Annotated in this window: 16 protein-coding genes; 9 read left to right on the forward strand and 7 right to left on the reverse strand. The window is 70.9% G+C overall.

Annotated features, from left to right (window positions below; translation table 11 throughout):
* Positions 1 to 66: 66 nt before the first annotated feature.
* Positions 67 to 1086 (forward strand): MFS transporter, encoded by a 1020-nt coding sequence (locus QM708_RS11200; RefSeq protein ID WP_415108242.1) that lies wholly within the window; start codon positions 67 to 69, stop codon positions 1084 to 1086.
* Positions 1087 to 1108: 22 nt separating this feature from the next.
* Positions 1109 to 1321, forward strand: a complete 213-nt coding sequence (locus QM708_RS11205; RefSeq protein WP_415108245.1) for a hypothetical protein — start codon at positions 1109 to 1111, stop codon at positions 1319 to 1321.
* Positions 1322 to 1386: 65 nt separating this feature from the next.
* Here the strand turns inward: QM708_RS11205 and QM708_RS11210 are convergent, their stop codons facing one another.
* From QM708_RS11210 to QM708_RS11235, 6 genes are all read right to left on the reverse strand, one after another.
* Positions 1387 to 2148: a class I SAM-dependent methyltransferase gene (locus QM708_RS11210; protein WP_415108248.1), complete on the reverse strand. Its 762-nt coding sequence runs from the start codon at positions 2146 to 2148 to the stop codon at positions 1387 to 1389.
* Between the two features lie 144 nt (positions 2149 to 2292).
* On the reverse strand, positions 2293 to 4584 hold the full coding sequence (locus tag QM708_RS11215; RefSeq protein ID WP_415108251.1) for a heavy metal translocating P-type ATPase: 2292 nt from the start codon (positions 4582 to 4584) through the stop codon (positions 2293 to 2295).
* Positions 4581 to 6581: a cytochrome c oxidase assembly protein gene (locus QM708_RS11220; RefSeq protein ID WP_415108254.1), complete on the reverse strand. Its 2001-nt coding sequence runs from the start codon at positions 6579 to 6581 to the stop codon at positions 4581 to 4583. Before QM708_RS11220 ends, QM708_RS11215 begins: the two co-directional genes overlap by 4 nt.
* Before the next feature lie 72 nt (positions 6582 to 6653).
* Positions 6654 to 8090 (reverse strand): uracil-xanthine permease family protein, encoded by a 1437-nt coding sequence (locus QM708_RS11225; protein WP_415108257.1) that lies wholly within the window; start codon positions 8088 to 8090, stop codon positions 6654 to 6656.
* A gap of 76 nt (positions 8091 to 8166) precedes the next feature.
* Entirely contained in the window at positions 8167 to 9759 is a 1593-nt protein-coding gene (locus QM708_RS11230; protein WP_415108260.1) for an ABC transporter substrate-binding protein, read from the reverse strand.
* Between the two features lie 173 nt (positions 9760 to 9932).
* Entirely contained in the window at positions 9933 to 11447 is a 1515-nt protein-coding gene (locus QM708_RS11235) for a dolichyl-phosphate-mannose--protein mannosyltransferase (RefSeq protein ID WP_415111398.1), read from the reverse strand.
* Positions 11448 to 11634: 187 nt separating this feature from the next.
* On the opposite strand from QM708_RS11235, the gene rsmI reads away from it, so the two are divergent.
* From rsmI to QM708_RS11270, 7 genes are all read left to right on the forward strand, one after another.
* Positions 11635 to 12423 carry a 16S rRNA (cytidine(1402)-2'-O)-methyltransferase gene (rsmI, locus tag QM708_RS11240; RefSeq protein WP_415111401.1) on the forward strand — a complete coding sequence of 263 codons (789 nt, stop codon included), beginning with the start codon at positions 11635 to 11637 and terminating at the stop codon, positions 12421 to 12423.
* Positions 12424 to 13131: 708 nt separating this feature from the next.
* Entirely contained in the window at positions 13132 to 14082 is a 951-nt protein-coding gene (locus QM708_RS11245) for a TatD family hydrolase (protein ID WP_415108263.1), read from the forward strand.
* Positions 14075 to 14932, forward strand: a complete 858-nt coding sequence (gene rsmA, locus QM708_RS11250) for a 16S rRNA (adenine(1518)-N(6)/adenine(1519)-N(6))-dimethyltransferase RsmA (protein WP_415108266.1) — start codon at positions 14075 to 14077, stop codon at positions 14930 to 14932. Before QM708_RS11245 ends, rsmA begins: the two co-directional genes overlap by 8 nt.
* Positions 14929 to 15858 carry a 4-(cytidine 5'-diphospho)-2-C-methyl-D-erythritol kinase gene (locus QM708_RS11255; RefSeq protein WP_415108269.1) on the forward strand — a complete coding sequence of 310 codons (930 nt, stop codon included), beginning with the start codon at positions 14929 to 14931 and terminating at the stop codon, positions 15856 to 15858. Before rsmA ends, QM708_RS11255 begins: the two co-directional genes overlap by 4 nt.
* Before the next feature lie 62 nt (positions 15859 to 15920).
* A complete protein-coding gene (locus QM708_RS11260) occupies positions 15921 to 17528 on the forward strand; it encodes a circularly permuted type 2 ATP-grasp protein (protein WP_415108272.1) in 1608 nt (535 codons plus the stop codon).
* Complete coding sequence (locus QM708_RS11265; protein WP_415108275.1) at positions 17522 to 18445, forward strand: alpha-E domain-containing protein; 924 nt, start codon at positions 17522 to 17524, stop codon at positions 18443 to 18445. The genes QM708_RS11260 and QM708_RS11265 overlap by 7 nt, the downstream gene beginning before the upstream one ends.
* Positions 18442 to 19290, forward strand: coding sequence for a transglutaminase family protein (locus QM708_RS11270; RefSeq protein WP_415108278.1), 849 nt, complete (start codon positions 18442 to 18444; stop codon positions 19288 to 19290). Before QM708_RS11265 ends, QM708_RS11270 begins: the two co-directional genes overlap by 4 nt.
* Here QM708_RS11270 and QM708_RS11275 read toward each other — a convergent pair.
* Complete coding sequence (locus QM708_RS11275) at positions 19274 to 19930, reverse strand: TetR/AcrR family transcriptional regulator (RefSeq protein ID WP_415111404.1); 657 nt, start codon at positions 19928 to 19930, stop codon at positions 19274 to 19276. The genes QM708_RS11270 and QM708_RS11275 overlap by 17 nt on opposite strands.
* Between the last annotated feature and the right edge of the window lie 132 nt (positions 19931 to 20062).

A 20062-nucleotide genomic window follows, 5' to 3' on the forward strand; every position in this document is an offset into this window, starting at 1 on the left:
GCCCGGACGGCTACCCTGACTCAGGTTCGGGAAGCAGGAGGTCTCATCATCAGCGCCACGATTACGGTGGAACGGCAGCGGCGTCAGTCCCTGTTCGCCGGCACGGTCGGCAACCTCGTGGAGTGGTTCGACTGGTCGGTCTACGGCTTCTTCGTTCCCTTCTTCGCCTCCGCGTTCTTCCCGCAAGGCGATGCCGCGGCCCGGACGCTGTCGGCGCTCGCCGTGTTCGCGGTCGGGTTCTTCTTCCGCCCGCTCGGCGGGGCGATCCTCGGCTCGTATGCCGACCGGCACGGACGCCGCGCGGGCATGACGCTGACCATTTTGCTGATGGCCGGCGCCTCCGCCATGATCGCGGTGCTGCCCACCTATGACCAGGTCGGCATTCTCGCGCCGGTCCTGCTCGTGGTCGCCCGCTGCGTGCAGGGATTCTCGGCCGGTGGCGAATTCGGCACCTCGGCGGCGTTCCTCGTCGAGAACGCCGCGCCCGGCCACCGCGCCTGGGCGGGGTCGTGGCAACAGGTGTCGGTGGGCGCGGGCACCTTGCTGGCTTCGGCCGTCGCCTCGATCATGTTCACGGTGTTTCCGCCCGAATTCGTCGGTACCTGGGGTTGGCGGATTGCGTTCGGGCTCGGCGCCGTCCTCGGCCTGATCGGGCTGTGGCTGAGGATCGCGGTGCCCGACACGGCGGCCTTCACCCAAGCCCGCGATCAGGGACGCCTCGAGCGCGCCCCGCTGCGGTCGGTGCTGCGCGAGCATCCGCGCGCGGTGCTGCTCGTCATCGCGATGATCTGCGCGGGCACCGCGTTGGCCCAGTTCTGGATGGTGGCGCTGCCGACGATCCTGCAGTTCAAGACCGGCATCGAACTGCGCGACGCCCAGGTGGCCGCGATGGTGGGCCTGGCCTTGTTCACCGTTCTGCAGCCGGTGGCCGGCACGCTCTCCGACCGGTTCGGACGCCGCCCCGTCTTGTTGTTCTTCGCGCTCGGCTCCGCGGTGAGCTTCGTGCCGCTGCTCGCCACCGTCACCACCACCTTGTCGAGCGCGCTGGTCGCGGCCTCGGTGAGTTGCGTGCTGATGGCCGGCTGACGGTGGCTCGCTGGCCGCGGTGATGGCCGAGCAGTTCCCGCCCGAGGTGCGCACCGCCGGCATCTCGTTGCCGTACGGCATCGCCGTCGCCTTGTTCGGCGGCCTGGCGCCGGTGATGGCGACCTGGACGCTGAGCGCCGGCGTGTTCTGGCTTTTCGAGACGGCGATCGTCGTGCTGTGCCTGGTCTCCGCGGTCGCCTACTGGCGGATGCCGGAGACCGCCCGCCGTCCCTGAGAGCGCATCGACGATGCTGACGCCTCATCAATGCAAAAATTGTGGGGCGTCTATTCGCCACATCTCTACATTGACGGGGCTGCGAGGCGGTAGACCGTGACGTGGCTGGGGGAGTCGGCGGTGAACTCGGTGCGGTTCCAGTCGGCCCAGCGGTGTTCGCGTTCGAAGCCGGCCAGCCGTGCCATCAGGTCTAGTTCGCTCGGCCAGATGTAGCGGTGGGGTGTGCGCTCGATCCGGGCTTCGCGTCCGTCGGCGAGATCGGGTCCGAAGCGGACGTGGTGTGAGATCACCTGCTGGTGGAGGGGATCGTAGGTGTCGACCAGCAGGTACCCCGGCTGGCTCACCTCGACGGTTCCGCCGCGACCGGGGGCGAGCGCGCGCAACTGGGGCACCCAGAGCTCGATGACGAAGCGTCCTCCGGGTGCGAGGTGCCGGGCCGCGTTCCGGAAGCACTCGACCTGCTCGTCCTGGGTGAGCAGGTTCGCGATGGTGTTGTAGACGAGATACGCCAGGGTGAACCCGGTGCCGGCGCTGGTCGTGGTCATGTCGCCCTGCACGACGGGGATGCGGCGTTCGTCGGCCTTCTCGCGCAGCCGCGCGACCATCGCGTGCGACAACTCGATACCGCTGACGTCCACGCCGGCCTCGGCCAGAGGGATCGCGACCCGCCCGGTCCCGATCGCGAACTCGACGGCCTGGCCTTCCCCGGCAAGCTCGGCGAGAACTCGCACGGCCGGGCCGAGGACGCCCTCGGCGAACGCCCCTTCGCCGGGTGTGTCGTAGTTCCGGGCGGCTTCGGCGTCCCAGAGGCTCTGCTGATCGATCACGCCCTCATTGTGCCCATGCCGGACGGTCTGTCGGCTTGGACGCCTCATCAATGCAAAATCGTGGTGCGTCTATTCGCCACATCTCTACATTGACGACGGGGTAACGCCCCATCTGCGCGTGAATCCGCTTCGTGGGACCCCGGTTCAGTTGCCCGGCGTGAACCGGCGAAGCCGGGTGGAGTTGGTGACCACGAAGACGCTCGACAGGCTCATCGCGAAGCCGGCGATCAAGGGATTGAGCAGTCCGAACGCGGCCAGGGGAATCGCGGCGATGTTGTAGCCGAAGGCCCAGACCAGGTTGCCCTTGATGGTGCGCAACGTGCGCCGGGCCAGCGCGATGGCGTCCGGGATCACCGACAGATCGCGGCGGACCAGGATGATGTCGGCCGACTTCATCGCCACGTCGGTGCCCGAGACGACCGCGAGACCGAGGTTCGCTGAGGCCAGCGCCGCGGCGTCGTTGATGCCGTCGCCGACCATGGCGACCCGGCGTCCGTCGGCCTGCAACCGCTCGATCACCGCCGACTTGTCGGTGGGCAGCACCTCGGCGATCACCTCGTCGACACCGACCGCCGCGCCGACCGCCTCGCCCGCGGCCTGCCGGTCGCCGGTCAGTAGCACGGTGCGCAAGCCCATCGCCTTGAGCCGCGCCACCGCAGGGGCCGCCGACTCCTTGATGGTGTCGCTGACGATGATCCATCCCAGCAGGGCGCCGCCGCGCGCGACCAGCACCGCGTTCGCGCCGACGGACGCCGCGTCCTCGACGGCATGTACGGCCTGGGCGGGCAACGCCACATCGTTCTCGGTCAAGAGCTCGGGATTGCCGACCAGCACCACCTCGCCGGCCACCGACCCGACCGCGCCACGCCCCGGGATCGCCCGCACCTCGTCGGCCCGCTCGACCGCGATCTCATCAGCGGACGCCCGCGCCACGATCGCCTTCGCCAGCGGATGCTCCGACTGCGCCTCGACGGCGGCAGCCGTCGCCAACACCGCGGTGATACCCCGGCGGCCGGCGGCCGATACTTCCATGGACTGGCGGTCGTCGTCGCCCAGGGCATGCACCGCGTCCACCCTCATCGAACCGGTGGTCAGGGTGCCGGTTTTGTCGAGCACGACCGTGTCGATCACGCCGGACGCCTCCAGCGCGTCGGGGCCTTTGATCAGGATGCCGAGCTGGCCGCCGCGTCCGACACCCACCATCAAGGCGGTCGGAGTGGCCAGTCCGAGCGCGCAGGGGCAGGCGATGATCAGCACGCTCAACGCCGCGCTGAACGCGGAACGCGGCCCGCCGCCGGCGAGCAACCAGGCCGCCAGCGTCACCGCGGAGATCACCAACACGGCGGGCACGAACCACGACACGACCTTGTCGACCATGGTCTGTACCGAGGCCTTGCGGGCCTGGGCCTGTTCGGCGGTGGCCGCCATCTGGGCCAGCTGGGTGTGCGCACCGACGCGTTCGGCCTGCACGATCAGGGCTCCGGTGGTGTTGATGGTGCCGCCCAGCACCAGGTCGCCCTCGGCGACCTCGCGCGGCACCGGTTCGCCGGTCATCATCGAGGTGTCGATCGCGGACGCCCCGACGACGACGCGTCCGTCGGTGGCGATCCGCTCGCCGGGCCGGACGCCGAACCGGTCGCCGACCCGGAGCTCGCCGATGGGAATGATGGATTCCTGGCCGTCGCGGATCACCCGCACCGTCGAGGGCGCCAGCTTGCCGAGCGCCGACAGCACCCCCCGGGCGGACTTCTTCGAGCGCGCCTCCATATAGCGCCCGCCGAGCAGGAAGGTGGTCACCGCCGACGCGACTTCGAGATACAGCGAATCGGCTCCGGCGGGCGCGATGCCGTAGCCGAGCCAGTATCCGGTGGTGTCGTCGGTGCCCAGCACCGTGGAGACCAGCGACCAGGTGAACGCGGCCAGGATCCCCAGCGAGACCAGGGTGTCCATCGACGTCGAGCCGTGCCGCAGGTTCCGCCAGGCCGCCCGGTGGAAGGGCCACGCGCACCAGAACACCACCGGCAGCGCGGTGACCAGCAGCACCCACTGCCAGCCGGGAAACCGCATCTGCGGCGCCAGCGCCAGCACGATCGCGACGTCGCCCAACGGCACGGTGAGCAGCGCGGCGACGATGAGCCGGTTGCGCAGCATCTTGACCCGGTCGGCGTAGCCGGTGCCCTCTTCGCCGTCCACGACCGGCGAAGCCCCGTAGCCGGCCGCCTCGACCACGCCGACGGCGTCCGGCGCCTTCTGAGGCGGCAACCCGAGAATGACGGCGCGTTCGGTGGCGTAGTTGACGGTGGCGCGGACGCCGTCCATCTTGTTGAGCTTCTTCTCGATCCGGGACGCGCAGGCGGCGCAGGTCATCCCCGAGATGTCGAGCTCGACCCGCTGGTCGAGGCCGCTGGACGGCTGGCCGGTCTCGGTCTGGGTCACGGTTCGAGCCTCTTCACCACGGTCTCGCGGGCGCGCTCGGCGTCCCGTTTGGCCAACTCGGCCAGCATGTCGTTGTAGGCGTCGAGCGAATCGTCCTCACCGGAGTCGGCGCGCGCATCGATCCTGGCGGCGTCCTTGGAGTCGGCGCGGAACCACTGCGAGGCGAGCGCGATGATCACCACGAACAGCGGGATCTCACCCAGGAACCAGGACGCCTGACCGGCGATGTTCTGGTCGGCCATCAGCGCATCGTGGCCCGCCAGCCAGCCGACGGCGATGGTCTGGTAGAAGTCGGCGCCGATCAGGGACTGGCTCGACAAGATGCCGACTGCGAACACGGCATGGAACGGCATGATCGAGATGACCAGCGCCAGCTTGAGCAGGTGCGGCAGCTGCTTGGAGGTGCGGTCGGCGCCGATGATGAGGGTGAAGAAGAAGTAGCCGGTCATCATGAACACCAGCAGCATCAGCTGGTGCGCCCAGTGGTACTTCATCAGCCACGGGAACGCGGGGGTGAAGTAGACCGCGAACAGGCTGCCCACATAGGCCAGCCAGGCCACCACCGGGCTGGTGACGAACTGCCACAGCCGGTGCGAGTCCAGCGAGTCGATGGCGTCGCCGAGCGTCACATGCGTGCTGGCGGACGCCGACCCGGCCCGGATCAGCGCCAGCGGCGCGCCCAGGACACCCAGCACGGGCACCAGCATGTTGACGGTCATGTGCACGACCATGTGCCAGCTGTACTGGACGGTCGAGTACTCCCACAGCCCGGTGACGGCCAGGAACAGGGTGAGCAGCCAGGCGGCGGCCCACGCGACGCTACGCCCCAGCGGCCAGCGCCGGCCCAGCCGGTGCGCCTTCACCACGCCGGCGGCGTAGGCGCCGAGCGCGAACACGACGATGCACACCCACAGCAGGTTCGGACGCCCCAGCGTGACCAGCCGCTCGATGGTGGGGGCGAGGACGACTTCGTAGCCGAGGTAGTTGACCTGGATGTTCTGCGGCTCCAGGAAGCGCGGCGGCGGCACGTGATTGGTCGCGGTCGTGATGGCCGTGAAGGCGATGGCCAGCACGATATCCACCGCGATCAGCGAGGTGCCGCGTCCGCCCCAGAACTGCCGTACCAGCCAGATCAGGCCGTACAGGACGCCGACCGCGGCGAGCGCGAGGCTCCACAGCCCGTACGGCGTCGCGGTGAGCGGGACGCCGGCCATCTGCTGCCAGGTGATCACCGCGTGCGCCCCGGCCGCGACGGCGAGCAGCGGCGGCACCAGTCGTTGGTAGCGCCGCACGGACGCGGCGTCGCCGGCCAGCCAGGCGCCCAGCGACGCCGCGGCCAGCGGGATCGCGGTGAAGGTGCCGACGATGGCGGCATCGGTCGCCCAGTCGTGATTGAACCCGACGGTCACATTGCCGGTGACCGCGACGAAGCACAGCGCGAGCACGCCGGCGACCAGCCCGATCAGGTTCGCCGCCCAATGCCTCGACACATAGCAGGCCACGGTGATTCCCGCCGCGACCAGGGCGGACGCCAGCCAGGCCAGGCCTGAGGGGGACGCCCACACGAAGGTCCACCACGAGGCCGGCGTGAACGTCAGCCCGATCGGGACGCCGTTGACATAGGCCGGGTTGGCGAAGGTGTTGAGCACCGACGCCATGAACCACACCTGCGCCAGCCGCCCGGCCCAGCCGCGCAGGCGCCCTCCGGCTTCGGTGAGGGTGTCGTCGTCGTTCTTCGGCGCGAAGCCGACGATCGCGGTGAGGACGCCGAGGGTGCCCAGCGCGGCCAGGCGCGCGGTCAGATCGCCGATCAGCGAGATCAGCCCGGTGACGTCGTCGGCCTGGATGCGGGCCGGCAGCGGTGGCCGCACCGCCAGGTCGAGCCCGGTCAGCCAGACGGCGACGTAGGCCGCGACGACCGCACCGCTCACCCCCAGGAGCGCGCCGGTGGACGGCGCGCGGCGGGTGGCGGACGATGACGGCGACGTGCTGCTCACGAAAAAACCTCGATGCTGCGATGGACTCCGGCCGGCGGCTGCGGGCCCGAGTCTAGTCCGCGGCCCTGATGCTCAGTCGTCGTCGGCGTCCGGGTCGAGGTAGGCGCCGGGACGGTCGACGATCAGCACCGCGCCCTGCAGGTCGTGCTTCAGTTCGGCCGGCGCCAGCCAGTGCGCCAGGTGGTAGACGGCCACGGTGACCAGGGTGCCGAAGGCGATGCCGCTCAGGGTGAAGTCGCCGACGGTGAGGCTGACGTCGCCCACGCCGATGATGATGCCCGCCGACACCGGAACCAGGTTGATCGGGTTGCCGAAGTCGATCCGGTTCTCCTTCCAGATCTTCGCCCCGAGTAGGCCGATCATGCCGTACAGCACCACGGTGATGCCGCCGAGCACGCCGCCCGGCGTCGCGGAGATGATCGCACCGAACTTGGGCGAGAAGCCGAACAAGATGGCGACGAACGCGGCCACCACGTAGGCGGCCGAGGAGTACACCCGGGTGGCCGCCATCACGCCGATGTTCTCGGCGTAGGTGGTGGTCGGGCAGGCGCCCGCGGCGGTGGCGAGCATCGAGGTGACGCCGTCGGCGCCGATCGCCTTGCCCATCTCCTGATCCAGGTCGGCGCCGGTCATCTCGGCGACCGCCTTGACGTGCCCGGTGTTCTCGGCGATCAGCGCGATCACCACCGGCAGCGCGACCAGCGCGAAGGCGATGTTGAACGACGGCGCATGGAAGCCGACCACATTGGACGCCCCGTGCAGCGTCCAACTGCCCAGGTCGGTCACCGGCGGAAGGCCCAGCCACGGGGCCGAGGCCACCCCGGACCAGTCGACGCGCAGATGCGTGGTCGCCTCGCCCGCGGCGGGGGCGAAAGAGGTGATCGGGCCGGTGAGTAGGTCGAGCACCCAGCTGAGCACGTAGCCCGCGATCAGCGAGACGAAGATGGCGATCCGGCTCACGAAGCCGCGCACGCCGACGCTGAGCACGACCACGATCAGCATGGTGATCAACCCGACCCACTGGTCCTGAGGCCAGTAGGTCTTGGCGACGACCGGCGCCAGGTTGAAACCGATCAGCATCACGACCGCGCCGGTCACCACCGGCGGCAGCGCACGGTGGATCACCCGCGCCCCGGCGGCATGGATGATCACGCCCGCGATCAGCAGCAGCACCCCCACCCAGAACATCGCGCCCGAGACATGAGAGGGGTTGCCGCCGGCGGCGTAGATGGCGGTCGACACCCCGACGAAGGACGCCGAACTGCCCAGGTAGGACGGCACCCGCCCGCGCACCACCGCGAGGAAGATCAGCGTCGCGATGCCCGACATCATCACCGCGAGCTGTGGGTTGAGGCCCATCAGCAGCGGGAACACGAAGGTGGCGCCGAACATGGCCACTACGTGCTGGGTGCCCAGGCCGATCGTCTTGCCCCAGGTGAGCCGCTCGTCGGGGGCGACCACCGCCCCGGGTTCGAGGGTTCCGTTGCCGTGCAGCTTCCATATGGCCATTGGCCTGTGCCCTTCATCCGTCCGCGCAAACGCCCGCACTGTAGCGTCCGCGACCGGGTGAATTCAGCGATTCCGGCTAGGAGGTCCAGCCGACGTCCTCCCACTCGGTCGTGCCGTACCCTGGCGCGCCCAGATTCGCCAGCCCGGCGCGCACCGCCACATATTGCGGCTCCTGGTAGAGCGTGACGAGGGTGGCCTCCTGCCACAGCAGCCGGGCGAGTTGGCTGGCGGTGTCGGCTCGGCGCACCGGGTCTACCTCGGCTGAGACCTTGTCGCTCAACTCGCGCCCGGTGGCGGTGGCGGTGGCCTCGGCGGGCAGTGTCGCCAGCGGGAACGGGCTGATCGGCAGGCTGCGCGGGGCCAGGTCGGCGTCCGAAGCGACCGCGTTCAGGGTGACGCCGAGGCCGGCCCACTGATCGAGGAGTTCCTCGAATTCCGCGGAGGCCCGGACGTCGCCCTCGGCGGCCTCGAAGGTGAGGGTGAGCGGCTGGCCGTTCTTGGTGCGGACGCCGCCCTCGAGCGTCCAGCCGGCCTCGTCGAGGGCGCGGGCGGCCGCCGCCGGGTCCGCCGTCAGCCCGGTCGCGCGGGCTTGATCGACGTAGCCGGGCTGGGTCGGCAAGAGCAGCGGGTTGGACCACACGGCGGTGGTGGCGGCCGACGTCTCCGACGGCAGCGCCGCGGTGAGCAGAGCGGCCCGGTCCAGGCCCTGCACCAGCGCGCGCCGCACGCCGGCGTCCGCCAAGGGACCGCGCGGTTTCACCGCGAGCGCGCGACCGCGGGTGCCGGGCGCGGTGCGCAGGCTGGTGTCGGCGGCCGCCCGCGACTGCTGGAGCGCATCGGCCGACAGCCCGGTCTCCCACAGGTCGAGCTCGTTGTGCAGGAAGGCCGCCGAGAAGGCCTCGGGCTGCACCGTGCGGAACATGATCCGTTCCAGCTTGGGCGCATCCCCCCACCAGCGCGGATTGCGCTCCAGGGTGACCAGCCCCTGCGGGCGATCGACGTGGGCGACCACGAACGGCGAGGCGTAGTGGGCGGACGTGTAGTCGGTCCAGGACGCCGCCTGCAGCGAGCCGGCGCGCAGCGGGCCCCGCACCAGCGGCTCGGCCCAGTCGGGCTCGATGCCGGCATAGGTGAGCACCACCTCGCGCGGCGACCAGCCCGGGCGCACCTCGGTCACGTGCGCCCATCCCGGCACGGCAGCCGGGGACGCCTGCCCGGATCGGGCCCATTCCCAGGTGGCCACCCAGTCGGCGGCCGTCAGCGGTTCGCCGTCACCCCAGACCGCGTTCGCGTTCAGCTGGAGCGTGACGACGGTGTTGCCGTCGTGCCGGGCGTCCGCACCGGTGATGAAGTCGGGATTCGGCGTGGCCCGGCCCGCGGGATCCAGCGTGAAATGGGTGGGCGCCAGCGGGGCGAGGACGCGCTGGGTGTCTGCGTCGGCGGCCTCGGCGTGGAACGGATTCCACTGTGCCGGCAGTGAGCGGACGCCGAACCGCAGCAGACCGCCGTCGCTGATCCGGTCGCGCGAGGTGGCGTTGACGTCGTGGGGCGCGTTCGCGGGCACCATCGGGGTGTTCGACGGCACCGGCGGCTGTTGTGTGGTGCACCCCGCGGTGAGGACGATCGCCAGAGTCGTGCCGAGACACGCTCCGAGGCGCAGCGTCTTCACTGGTGTCCTCCAAGTCGTGGGGCGGAGCCGGGGTGACGTTCACCCTAGACGGGATCGGGGACGCCCCGATCGTGGTTCAGATCACGATTCGGACGCGCAGGTCACAGTTCTGCAACCGGGGCGTCCGGCCGGTGTCCATGGCACCGTGAGACCCACGGCGGCTCCGGGGGCGGTTAGACCCAGGTGGCCAGCCACATCCGGGCCCGCCAGGCGGCATCGGTGAGGACCTGCCCGGTGAACTCCGGATACAGGTAGGCGAAGTTCGCCACGACCAGCCCGCTCGCGACGCCGACGATGATCGCGCCGCTGCGGCGTCCGGGGGCCCGGGCGGGGCCGAGCAACAGACCCATCGTCATCGCCAGCGCGATCGTGGTGAATGGGATGATCGTGATCGTGTAGAAGAAGAACAGCGGACGGTCGGTCGAGGCGAACCAGGGCAGGTAGGTGGCCAGCGCGGCGAGCGCGGGCACCGCGAACCGCCAGTCGCGCCCGGCCAGCCACCAGATCAGCGCCACCACCAGGGCCGCCGCGGCCATCCACCACAGCAACGGGGTGCCGAGCGCGCTGACCCGCTCGACGCATGTCTCGGGGCCTAGGCAGCCCTTCGTGCCCGGCTGAATGTCGTAGTTGGCATAGAAGGCGGTCGGGCGCAGCATCAGCAGCCAGCCACCGGGGTGCGCGTCATAGCCGTGGGTTTGCTCACGGATGTAGTCGCCGGTGTGGAACGCGTAGATCTCGCGGTGGTAGTTGAGCAGGGAGGCGAATCCCTCGCCGAGGGTGGTCACCCAGGGGTGGTCGGGGTGCTGGGCGCCCCAATCGCGCCCCCAGCCGCCCGAGGTGGTCAGCCAGCTCGTCCACGAGGCCACGTAGACGACCGCCGCGGTGCCGACCAGCGACACGAACGCCAGGACGCCTTCCCTCAGCACGGACGTCCAGGCCAGGAACCCGGCACCGGCCAGGCGCCGCGCGCCGACGTCCCACCACACGCTGAGCAGGCCGAACACGGCCAGCACGTAGAGCGAATTCCACTTGGTGGCGATCGCCAGACCGAACAGGACGCCGGCGCTCCAGCGCCATGGACGCCGCCACAGCAGCGGCCCGAACGAGCCGCCCAGGGTGCGCAGCCCGGCAGCGTCCATCGCGTCGGCGAGTGTGTGCCGGTGATGGTCGCGGTCGGCGACCAGCGCGGCGACGGCGGCCACCAGGAAGGTGGCCTGGAAGATGTCGAGCAGCGCGATGCGGCTCATCGTGAAGGCGAGGCCGTCGAAGGTGAGCAGGATGCCCGCCAGCGCGCCGATCATCAGCGAGCGGGACAGCCGGTGCGCCAGCCGGATGGTCGCCACCACCAGCAGGGCGCCGAAGACGACCGCGGCGATCCGCCAGCCGAACGGGTTCATCCCGAACAGCGCCTCACCCGAGGCGATCAGCCACTTGCCGACCGGCGGATGCACGATGAACGAGCCGGTCTCGCTCAGCCCGGACACGTCACCGGCCTCGATCGCCGCGTTGGCCGACTCGGCCCAATTGCCCTCGTAGCCTTGCTGCAGCAGCGCCCAGGCGTCCTTGGCGTAATAGGTCTCGTCGAACATCAGCGACGGCGGGTTCGCCACCCCGATGATCCGGATCAGGAACGCCAGCAGGCCGATCCCGAGCGTCACCGCCCAACTCAGCAGGCGCGGTTCGCGCATGCCGTCGCGGAGGCGATCGAGGGTGCTGAGCGCCGGGGGAGTCGTCACCCGGCCATGGTAGGGGGCGCGCCGAAACGGACGCGGTGCCGGTCCACCGGCGAACACGGTTGGCCATACTGGGGCGGTGACCCCTGCTGAACCGGACGCCTCGGGCGTCCTCGTCCTGGCCGCCACCCCGATCGGTGACATGGCCGACGCCTCGCCGGCGCTGCTGGACGCCCTCACCGGCGCCGACGTGATCGCCGCCGAGGACACCCGCCGGCTGCGCGACCTGTGCCGTCGCCTCGGCATCGAACTCACCGGGCGGATCGTGTCGTACTTCGACGGCAACGAGGCCAGCCGGGTCGGCGTCCTGATCGATGCGCTTCACGCCGGCGAGCGGGTGGTGGTCGCCACCGACGCGGGCATGCCCTCGGTGTCCGATCCCGGGTTCCGGGTGGTGCAGGCGGCCATCGCCGCCGGCATCCGGGTCACCGCCGTGCCGGGACCCTCCGCGGTGCTCACCGCGCTCGCCGTCTCGGGGCTGCCCACCGACCGGTTCTGCTTCGAGGGTTTCGTGTCGCGCAAACCCGGCGAGCGCCGCCGCGTCCTGGGTGCGCTGGCCCGCGAGGAGCGCACCATGGTCTTCTTCGAGGCGCCGCACCGGCTGGCCGCCTTCCTCGCCGATGCCCGGGACGCCTTCGGCGCCGACCGTCCGGCCGCGGTGTGCCGCGAGCTGACCAAGACCTACGAGGAGGTGATCCGCGGCGGTCTCGGCGAGCTGGCCGCCTGGGCGACCGGCGAGGTGCGCGGCGAGATCACCGTCGTGGTCGCCGGTGCGTCCGGGCCCTCGATCAGCGCCGAGGACGCCGTCGCCGAGGTGCTGGCCCGCGTCGAGTCGGGCGAACGCCTCAAGGACGCCGCCGCCGCAGTCGCCTCCGCCACCGGCCTGGCCAAGGGCGCGCTGTACAACCAGGCGCTCCAGGCGCGCGGATGACCACCTGCTGACTCGTCGTCGGACCAGCCCACGCGGACGCACCGATCGGCGCGTCCGCTCGGCGGTTGGAGCGGCTCGTGTTCGCTGTTGCGCACGAGTTGCACCGTTGCCTACGAAATTTCGTGCGTATCCGTGCAACTCGTGCGCGTGAGTGGTGGGGCGGGGCGTGAGGCGCCGACGCCACGAGAGGCCGTCGGAGGTGATCCTTGGCGGGCGTGCGAAATCAGCGCGAACGGCGTGGTGCGTCAGCACCGTGGTGATCGTGGCCGACACAACTGTCGTCACACGTACGCTTCAACACCACGACGGTGTTCGCGTCATCAATGCAAAGTCGTGGTGCGTCTACTCGCCACGTCTCTCCATTGACGGTGCTTCTGGGCGTCAAAGCGTGGTGCTTCCCGGCACCTGATCTCTCCATCCCGCGGCCGGCGCTTTGGTCGAAGGTGCCGCACGTCGCCCGGTTTCGGTGCTGTCGCCCTGTTTCCTACCCGGGCGACGGTGACTACACCGGGCGACAGGCCGGGCGAACGTGACTAACCCGGGCGATGGTGACTAACCCGGGCGAACGTGACCAACCCGGGCGGCGTGGCCAGGTCACTTCCCCCAGAGTTTCCGATCACCCGCTGTGATCCCACGTTCTGTCAATCAGGATTGGGCCCGTGACGTGCTGGCGCGCCGGGTGCTCGGGTGAACGCCTATCCTGACGCGGTGACTATCTCCGCCGCGCCCGGGGCATCGCCCGCGCCAGCGCCCGGGCGTGATCTGCCTGCGCCTCCCGAGCCACTGCCCGTGGCGGTGACCGACGCGCACACCCATCTCGGCACGACCGCCCGGAAGTCCGGGTTGCAGCCGGCCGATGCCCTGGCCCGCGCCCGGCGGGTGGGCGTCCGGCGGCTGGTCGACGTCGGCTATGACGTGGAGTCCTCGCGCGCGGCGATGGCGCTCGCCGAGCAGCACGACGAGGTGATCGCGGCGCTCGCGATCCATCCCCACGATGTGGTCGAACTCGGCGACGGGCTCGATGAGGCGATGCGCGCGCTGGAGGGGCTGCTCGGCACCAGCGATCGCGTGCGCGCCGTCGGAGAGACCGGGCTCGACTTCTATTGGGTCAAGGACGGTTGCGGCCGCGACGCCCAGCGGGCGGCGTTCGCGGCGCACATCGGCTGGGCGAAGGCGCACGGTCTGGCGCTGGTGATCCATGACCGGGACGCCCACGAGGCGCTCACCGAGGTGCTGGACGCCGAGGGCTGGCCCGAGCGGGTGCAGATGCACTGCTTCTCCGGTGATGCCGCCTTCGCGCGCCGCTGCCTGGACGCCGGGGCCTACCTGTCCTTTCCCGGCACGGTGACGTTCAAGGCGAACGAGGCCCTGCGCGAGGCCGCCCGGATCACTCCGCTCGACCGCATCCTGGTCGAGACCGACGCCCCCTATTTGACGCCGATCCCGGTGCGCGGACGCCCCAACGCGAGCTACCTGATGCCGCACACGGTGCGCTTCCTCGCCGAGTTGCGCGGCGAACCGCTGGAGGAGTTCTGCGCGGCGATCGACGCCAATGCCACGGCACTGTTCGGTGACTGGGGAACCGAACCGGCAAGCGTGGCCGGTGGTGGGGGAACCGAACCCGCTGGTGCGGCCGATGATGGGGGCAGTGATGGCTGACGCGCTCCTCGACCCGCGCACGTTGCGCGCGCTCGCGGCGGAGTTGAATCTGCGGCCGACCAAGCAGCGCGGCCAGAACTTCGTGCACGACGCGAACACGGTCCGGCGCATCGTGGCCGCCTCGGGGGTCACCGCCGACGACGTCGTGCTGGAGATCGGCCCCGGCCTGGGCTCGCTCACCCTCGGCCTGCTCGAGACGGGCGCGCAGGTGACCGCGATCGAGATCGATCCGCCGCTGGCCCGGCGGCTGCCGCGCACGGTGCAGCAGCGCCTGCCGGAGGCGTCGCAGCGGCTGCGGGTGGTCGAGGCGGACGCCCTCGACGTGACCGATCTGCCCGGACCGCCGCCGACGGCGGTGGTGGCGAATCTGCCTTACAACGTGAGTGTGCCGGTGCTGCTGCATGTGCTCGCCCGCTGGGATTCGATCACCCGCGGGCTGGTGATGGTGCAGTTGGAGGTCGCCGATCGTTTGGTCGCCGGTCCCGGGTCGCGCACCTACGGCGTGCCGAGCGTGAAGCTGGCCTGGTACGCGTCCTCGTCGCGGATCGGCACGGTGCCGCCGAAGGTGTTCTGGCCGGTGCCCAATGTCGACTCCGGATTGGTCGCGCTGACCCGCCGCGAGCCGCCGGTGACCTCGGCGTCCCGCGAAGAGGTGTTCAGCGTGATCGACGCCGCTTTCGCGCAGCGGCGCAAGATGTTGCGCGGAGCGCTGTCGGGGCTGTTCGGCTCCTCGGCGCAGGCGGCGGCCGCGCTCGAGGCGTCCGGGGTGGATCCGCAGGCGCGCGGCGAGGTGCTCGGGGTGGCGGACTTCGCGAGGATCGCCGAGCGGCTGATAGACAAGGACGTATGAAGCCGACCGCCCGCAGCGATGACCGAGTGAAGGTGCGCGCGCCGGGCAAGGTGAATCTGGCGCTCCGGGTGGGCGGGGCGCGTCCGGACGGCTACCACCCGCTGAACACGGTGTTCCAGGCGCTGTCGCTGTTCGACGATCTCACCGCGCTGCTCGCACCGGCGGGGGAGTACCGGATCGAGACCCTCGGTGACCAGGCCCACCTGGTGCCGACCGACGACTCGAACCTCGCGCTGCGGGCTGCCCGGCTGCTCGCGTCGCGCCACGGCGGCGAGGACCGTTACGGCGTCGCGTTCGAGATCCGCAAGACCATCCCGGTGACCGGTGGCATGGCGGGGGGGTCGGCGGACGCCGCCGCCGCGCTGGTCGCCTGCGCCCACCTGTGGCATATCGACATCAGCCCCTCGGAGCTGGAGGCGCTCGGCGCGGAACTGGGCGCCGACGTCCCGTTCTGCCTGCTCGGCTCGACCGCCTTCGGTCGCGGCCGGGGCGACGTGCTGGTGCCGATCCTCAGCCGCGGCGGCTACCACTGGGTGCTCGCCCTGCCCGAGGTCGAGCTCTCGACGCCAGCGGTGTTCCGCCGCTTCGACGAACTCAACCCGGACGCCGGCGCCGCCCCGCCGGTCCCGCCCGGCCTGCTGGAAGGCTTGGCCAGCGGCGACGTCCGCCGTGTCGCGGAGCACCTGGTCAACGACCTGCAGCCCGCCGCGCTGTCGCTGCGCCCGCACTTGGCCGAGGTGCTGGACGCCGGCGTCGGCGCCGGCGCGCTGGCCGGGATCGTCTCCGGCTCGGGCCCCACCTGCGCGTTCCTGACCGCCAACGAGGACGCCGCCGTCCGCCTCTCCGGCGCGCTGGCCGGCCTGGGTGTCTGCCGCGCCATCCGCCGAGCCTCGGGCCCGGTTCCCGGAGCCCGCCTCTTCGGCTGAGGTCGTCACACGGCCGTAACGCGTTTCACATCACCGTAACCGGCGCGCCTTACCGTGGTTGCATGACGCTGTTCGCCGCCTATCCGCAGGGCCGCGCGTGGGACGAGATGATCGACCGCGGTGGCCTGCCCCGATCGCAGTACGAGGTGATCCACGACACGCTGAGCCGCCTCGGCCCGGACGAACTCGCCCGCCGCGCGGACCAGCTGGCCCGCACCTACGTCGACCAGGGCGTCACCTTCGACTATGCGGGCGAAGAGCGGGCCTTCCCCCTCGATCTGGTGCCGCGGATCATCCCGGCCGATGAGTGGGATGTGATCGACCGCGGCGTCCAGCAGCGGGTGCGGGCGCTGGAGGCATTCCTCGACGACGTGTACGCCCGCGACGGCGGCCTGCCGCGCGTGGTCAGCGACGGCATCCTGCCGCTGGAGGTGATCCTCAGCTCCAGCCACTTCCACCGGGCCGCGGTGGGCATCCGGCCGCACAACGGCGTCCGGGTGCACGTGTCGGGCATCGACCTGGTGCGCGACGAGCAGGGCACCTTCCGTGTGCTGGAGGACAACGTCCGGGTGCCCTCGGGCGTCTCGTACGTGATCAGCAACCGGCGTGCGCTGACCAACACGTTCCCCGAGGCGTTCTCGGCGCTGAAGATCCGCGGCGTGCACGACTACCCCCGCCACCTGCTGCGCGCCCTGCGCGCGGCGGCGCCCGGCGGCAACCCGAACCCGACCGTGGTGGTGCTCACCCCGGGCGTCTACAACTCCGCCTACTTCGAGCATTCCCTGCTGGCCCGGATGATGGGCGTCGAACTGGTCGAGGGCCGCGACCTGATCTGCACCGGCGGCACGGTGCGGATGCGCACCACCCGCGGCGACCGGCGCGTCGACGTGATTTACCGCCGCGTCGACGACGACTTCCTCGATCCGGTGCAGTTCCGGCCCGACTCGGTGCTCGGCGTCCCCGGCCTGATCAACGCGATCAGGGCCGGACGCGTCACGGTCGCCAATGCGGTGGGCAACGGGGTGGCCGACGACAAGCTGGTCTACTCCTACGTGCCCGACTTCATCGGCTACTACCTCGACGAGGAACCGATCCTGCCCAACGTCGACACCTTCCGCTGCGTCGAACCCGACCACCTCGCCCATGTGCTGGCCCACGTGGACGAGATGGTGGTCAAGCCGGTCGACGGCTCCGGTGGCAAGGGCCTGGTGATCGGCCCCGAGGCGGACGGCGCCACCCTGGATGCGCTGCGCGAGCGTCTGGTCGAGGACCCGCGCGGCTGGATCGCCCAGCCCGTGGTGCAGCTGTCCACCGTCCCGACCCTGATCGAGGGCGCCCTCAAACCGCGCCACGTCGACCTGCGTCCCTTCGCCGTCAACGACGGCGAGACCGTCACCGTGCTGCCCGGCGGCCTGACCCGGGTGGCGCTGCCCGAGGGCGAGCTGGTGGTGAACAGCTCCCAGGGCGGCGGCTCGAAGGACACCTGGGTGCTCGCCCCGGCCGGTCCCGCCGAGCCGGCCGAGGACGCCGAACGTCCCGCCACCGAGATCATCGTGATGACCGCGCCCGACGAGTTCAGCCCCGACCCGATCCGCTCGGTCAAGGAGCAGCAGAAGCAGCAACAGCAGGCCGCGCCCGCGGCGTCCGGAAAGGAGGGGCGCACATGCTGAGCCGCATCGCTGAATCGCTGTTCTGGATCGGGCGCTACGTCGAGCGCGTCGACGGCACCGCCCGGCTGGTGGACGTGGTGCGCCTGGCCATGCTGGAGGGCGGCCTGGGTGCGAGCGACGACTCGGCCCACATGGTGCTCAACGCGGTGATGGGGGAGCGCACTCAGCAGCGGGTCAGCTACGCCGAACTGCGCGACCGGCTCGTGTTCGACGCGAGCAACCCGTCCTCGGTCACCGGCTCGTGGAACGCCGCCCGCGAGAACGCCCGCCGGGCGCGGGAGACGCTGTCCACCGACCTGTGGGAGGGCATCAACACCGCCTGGCTGCGCTGGGGACGCCTCGGCGCGCCGGACGGCACCGCCCGGCATCTGTCCTGGGCGCGGGAACGCTCGATCCTGATCGCGGGCATCGCCGACTCGACGATGAGCCACGATGAGGCCTGGGACTTCCTCGTGCTGGGCCGCTACCTGGAACGCGCCGACATGACCGCGCGCATCCTCAACGCCGGCACGCTGCCGATCGGCGGGCTGTCGTGGCAGTCGGTGCTGTCGTCCTGCGGCGGCACTCAAGGGTTCATGCGCTCCTCCCAGGGCGTGTTCACCGATGAGGCGGTGGCGACGTTCCTGGTGCTCAACCGGCAGTTCCCGCGCTCGGTGATGTACGCGATCATCCAGGCCGAGGCCGCGCTGGAACGGCTCGATCCCGAACGGACGCCGGTCGGCTTCACCGTCGAGGGACGCCGCCTGCTCGGCCGGATCCGCACCTCGCTGGAATACCGCCAGCCCGACCATGTGATCCGCGAACTCGGCCCGCAGATGGCGCGGGTGCAGCGGATGGTCACCGAGGTGGCGGTCTCGGTCGGCGAACGCTACTTCCCGGGTGGCCCGGAACAATCCTGGACGGAGGAAATCAAGTGACCACCTGCCGCTACCGGATCGTCCACACCAGCAGCTATCACTACACCGCGCCCGTGAGCGCCTCGCACAACGAGGTCCGGATGACCCCGCTGACCGAGCCCGGCCAGACCACCCTGGAGAGCCGGCTGCGCATCCGTCCGCTGTCGTGGAGCACGACCTACCGCGACTACTGGGGCACGCACGTCACCGCGCTGGAGACCTCGGGCTTGCACGAGGCGCTGGTGCTGGAGGCGATCTCGACCGTCGAGCGCGACGAGATCGCGGCCGATTGCGAGCCGGTGACCTGGGAGTCGCTGCGCGCCGCCCAGACCCGCGACCTGCTCTACGAGTACCTGCAGACCAGGCCGCGCACCGATCTGCCCGCCGAGGTGGTGGAAGCCTTCGCCGCCCCGGCGTCCGGCCTGGACCCGGCCGCGACGGTGGAGGCGGTGGTCGAGGCGATCGGCGCCCACCTGGACTACGAGGCCGGTGTCACCGAGGCGACGACCGCGGCCGCCGACGCGTGGGCCGCCGGCAAGGGCGTCTGCCAGGACTTCGTGCACGTCACCCTGGGCGCGCTGCGCGGCCTCGGCGTCCCGGCCCGCTACGTGTCGGGCTACCTGATGCCGGACGCCGACGCGCCGCTGGGCACGTCGCTGGCCGCCGAAAGCCACGCCTGGGTGGAGTGGTGGGACGGCCGGGCCTGGTGCGGGATCGACCCGACGAACCGGCGTCCGGTCGGGCTGGGGCACATCACGGTGGCGCGCGGGCGCGACTATGAGGACGTGGCGCCGTTCAAGGGCGTCTACCTGGGCGACGCCGAGGCCGATCTGACCGTGACGGTGACGATCACCCGGTTGAGCTGAGGTCGTCAGGCTCGTCGGCCTCGGCCGGCTCCTCGCCGACGCGCAAGGACGGCTGCGGCTGCAGGTGGCGCATGCCGTGCCAGGTCAGGTTGACCAGGTGCGCGGCCACCTGCGGCTTGCTGAGCGTGGTGGTGTCGCGCGACTCGACCCACCACTGGCCGGCGAGGGCGACCAGGCCGACCAGCATCTGCGAATACAGGGGTGCGGTGCCCGGGTCGAAGCCGCGGCGCTCGAACTGCATGGCCAGCAGGCCCTCGACGCGGCTGGCGATGCTGGACAGGATGGTTTGGAAGTTGCCGCCCTGGGAGTAGGGCGAGGAGTCGCGGCTGATGATCCGGAAGCCGTCCGGCTCTTCTTCGATGTAGTCGAGCAGGGCGAGCGTGCCGAGTTCGATGAGGGAACGCGGATCGGTGTGCGGGCGCGAGATGGCGTCGTAGATCGAGTCGTGCAGGCGGCGCACCTCGCGGTCGACCACGACCGCGTACAGCCCCTCCTTGCCGCCGAAGTGCTCATACACCACCGGCTTGCTGACTTCGGCGTAGGTCGCGATCTCCTCCACCGAGGTGCCCTCCAGGCCCTTCTCGGCGAACAGTCCGCGCGCCACCTCGATCAACTGCTCGCGCCGCTCGGCGCGGGGCATGCGCACGCGCCCACGCCGGGTGCGTGACTGGGTCGGGTGCGGGGACGTCACCGGGCTAGTGTCTCGCGAGGACGCCGCCGCGCGCCAATAACCAGCGGATCGTCCGGTCTGCGCCCCGGCATGCCGCGCCGC

Origin of the sequence: Propioniciclava sp. (genome assembly GCF_047602245.1) — a bacterium.
Taxonomy (GTDB): domain Bacteria; phylum Actinomycetota; class Actinomycetes; order Propionibacteriales; family Propionibacteriaceae; genus Propioniciclava.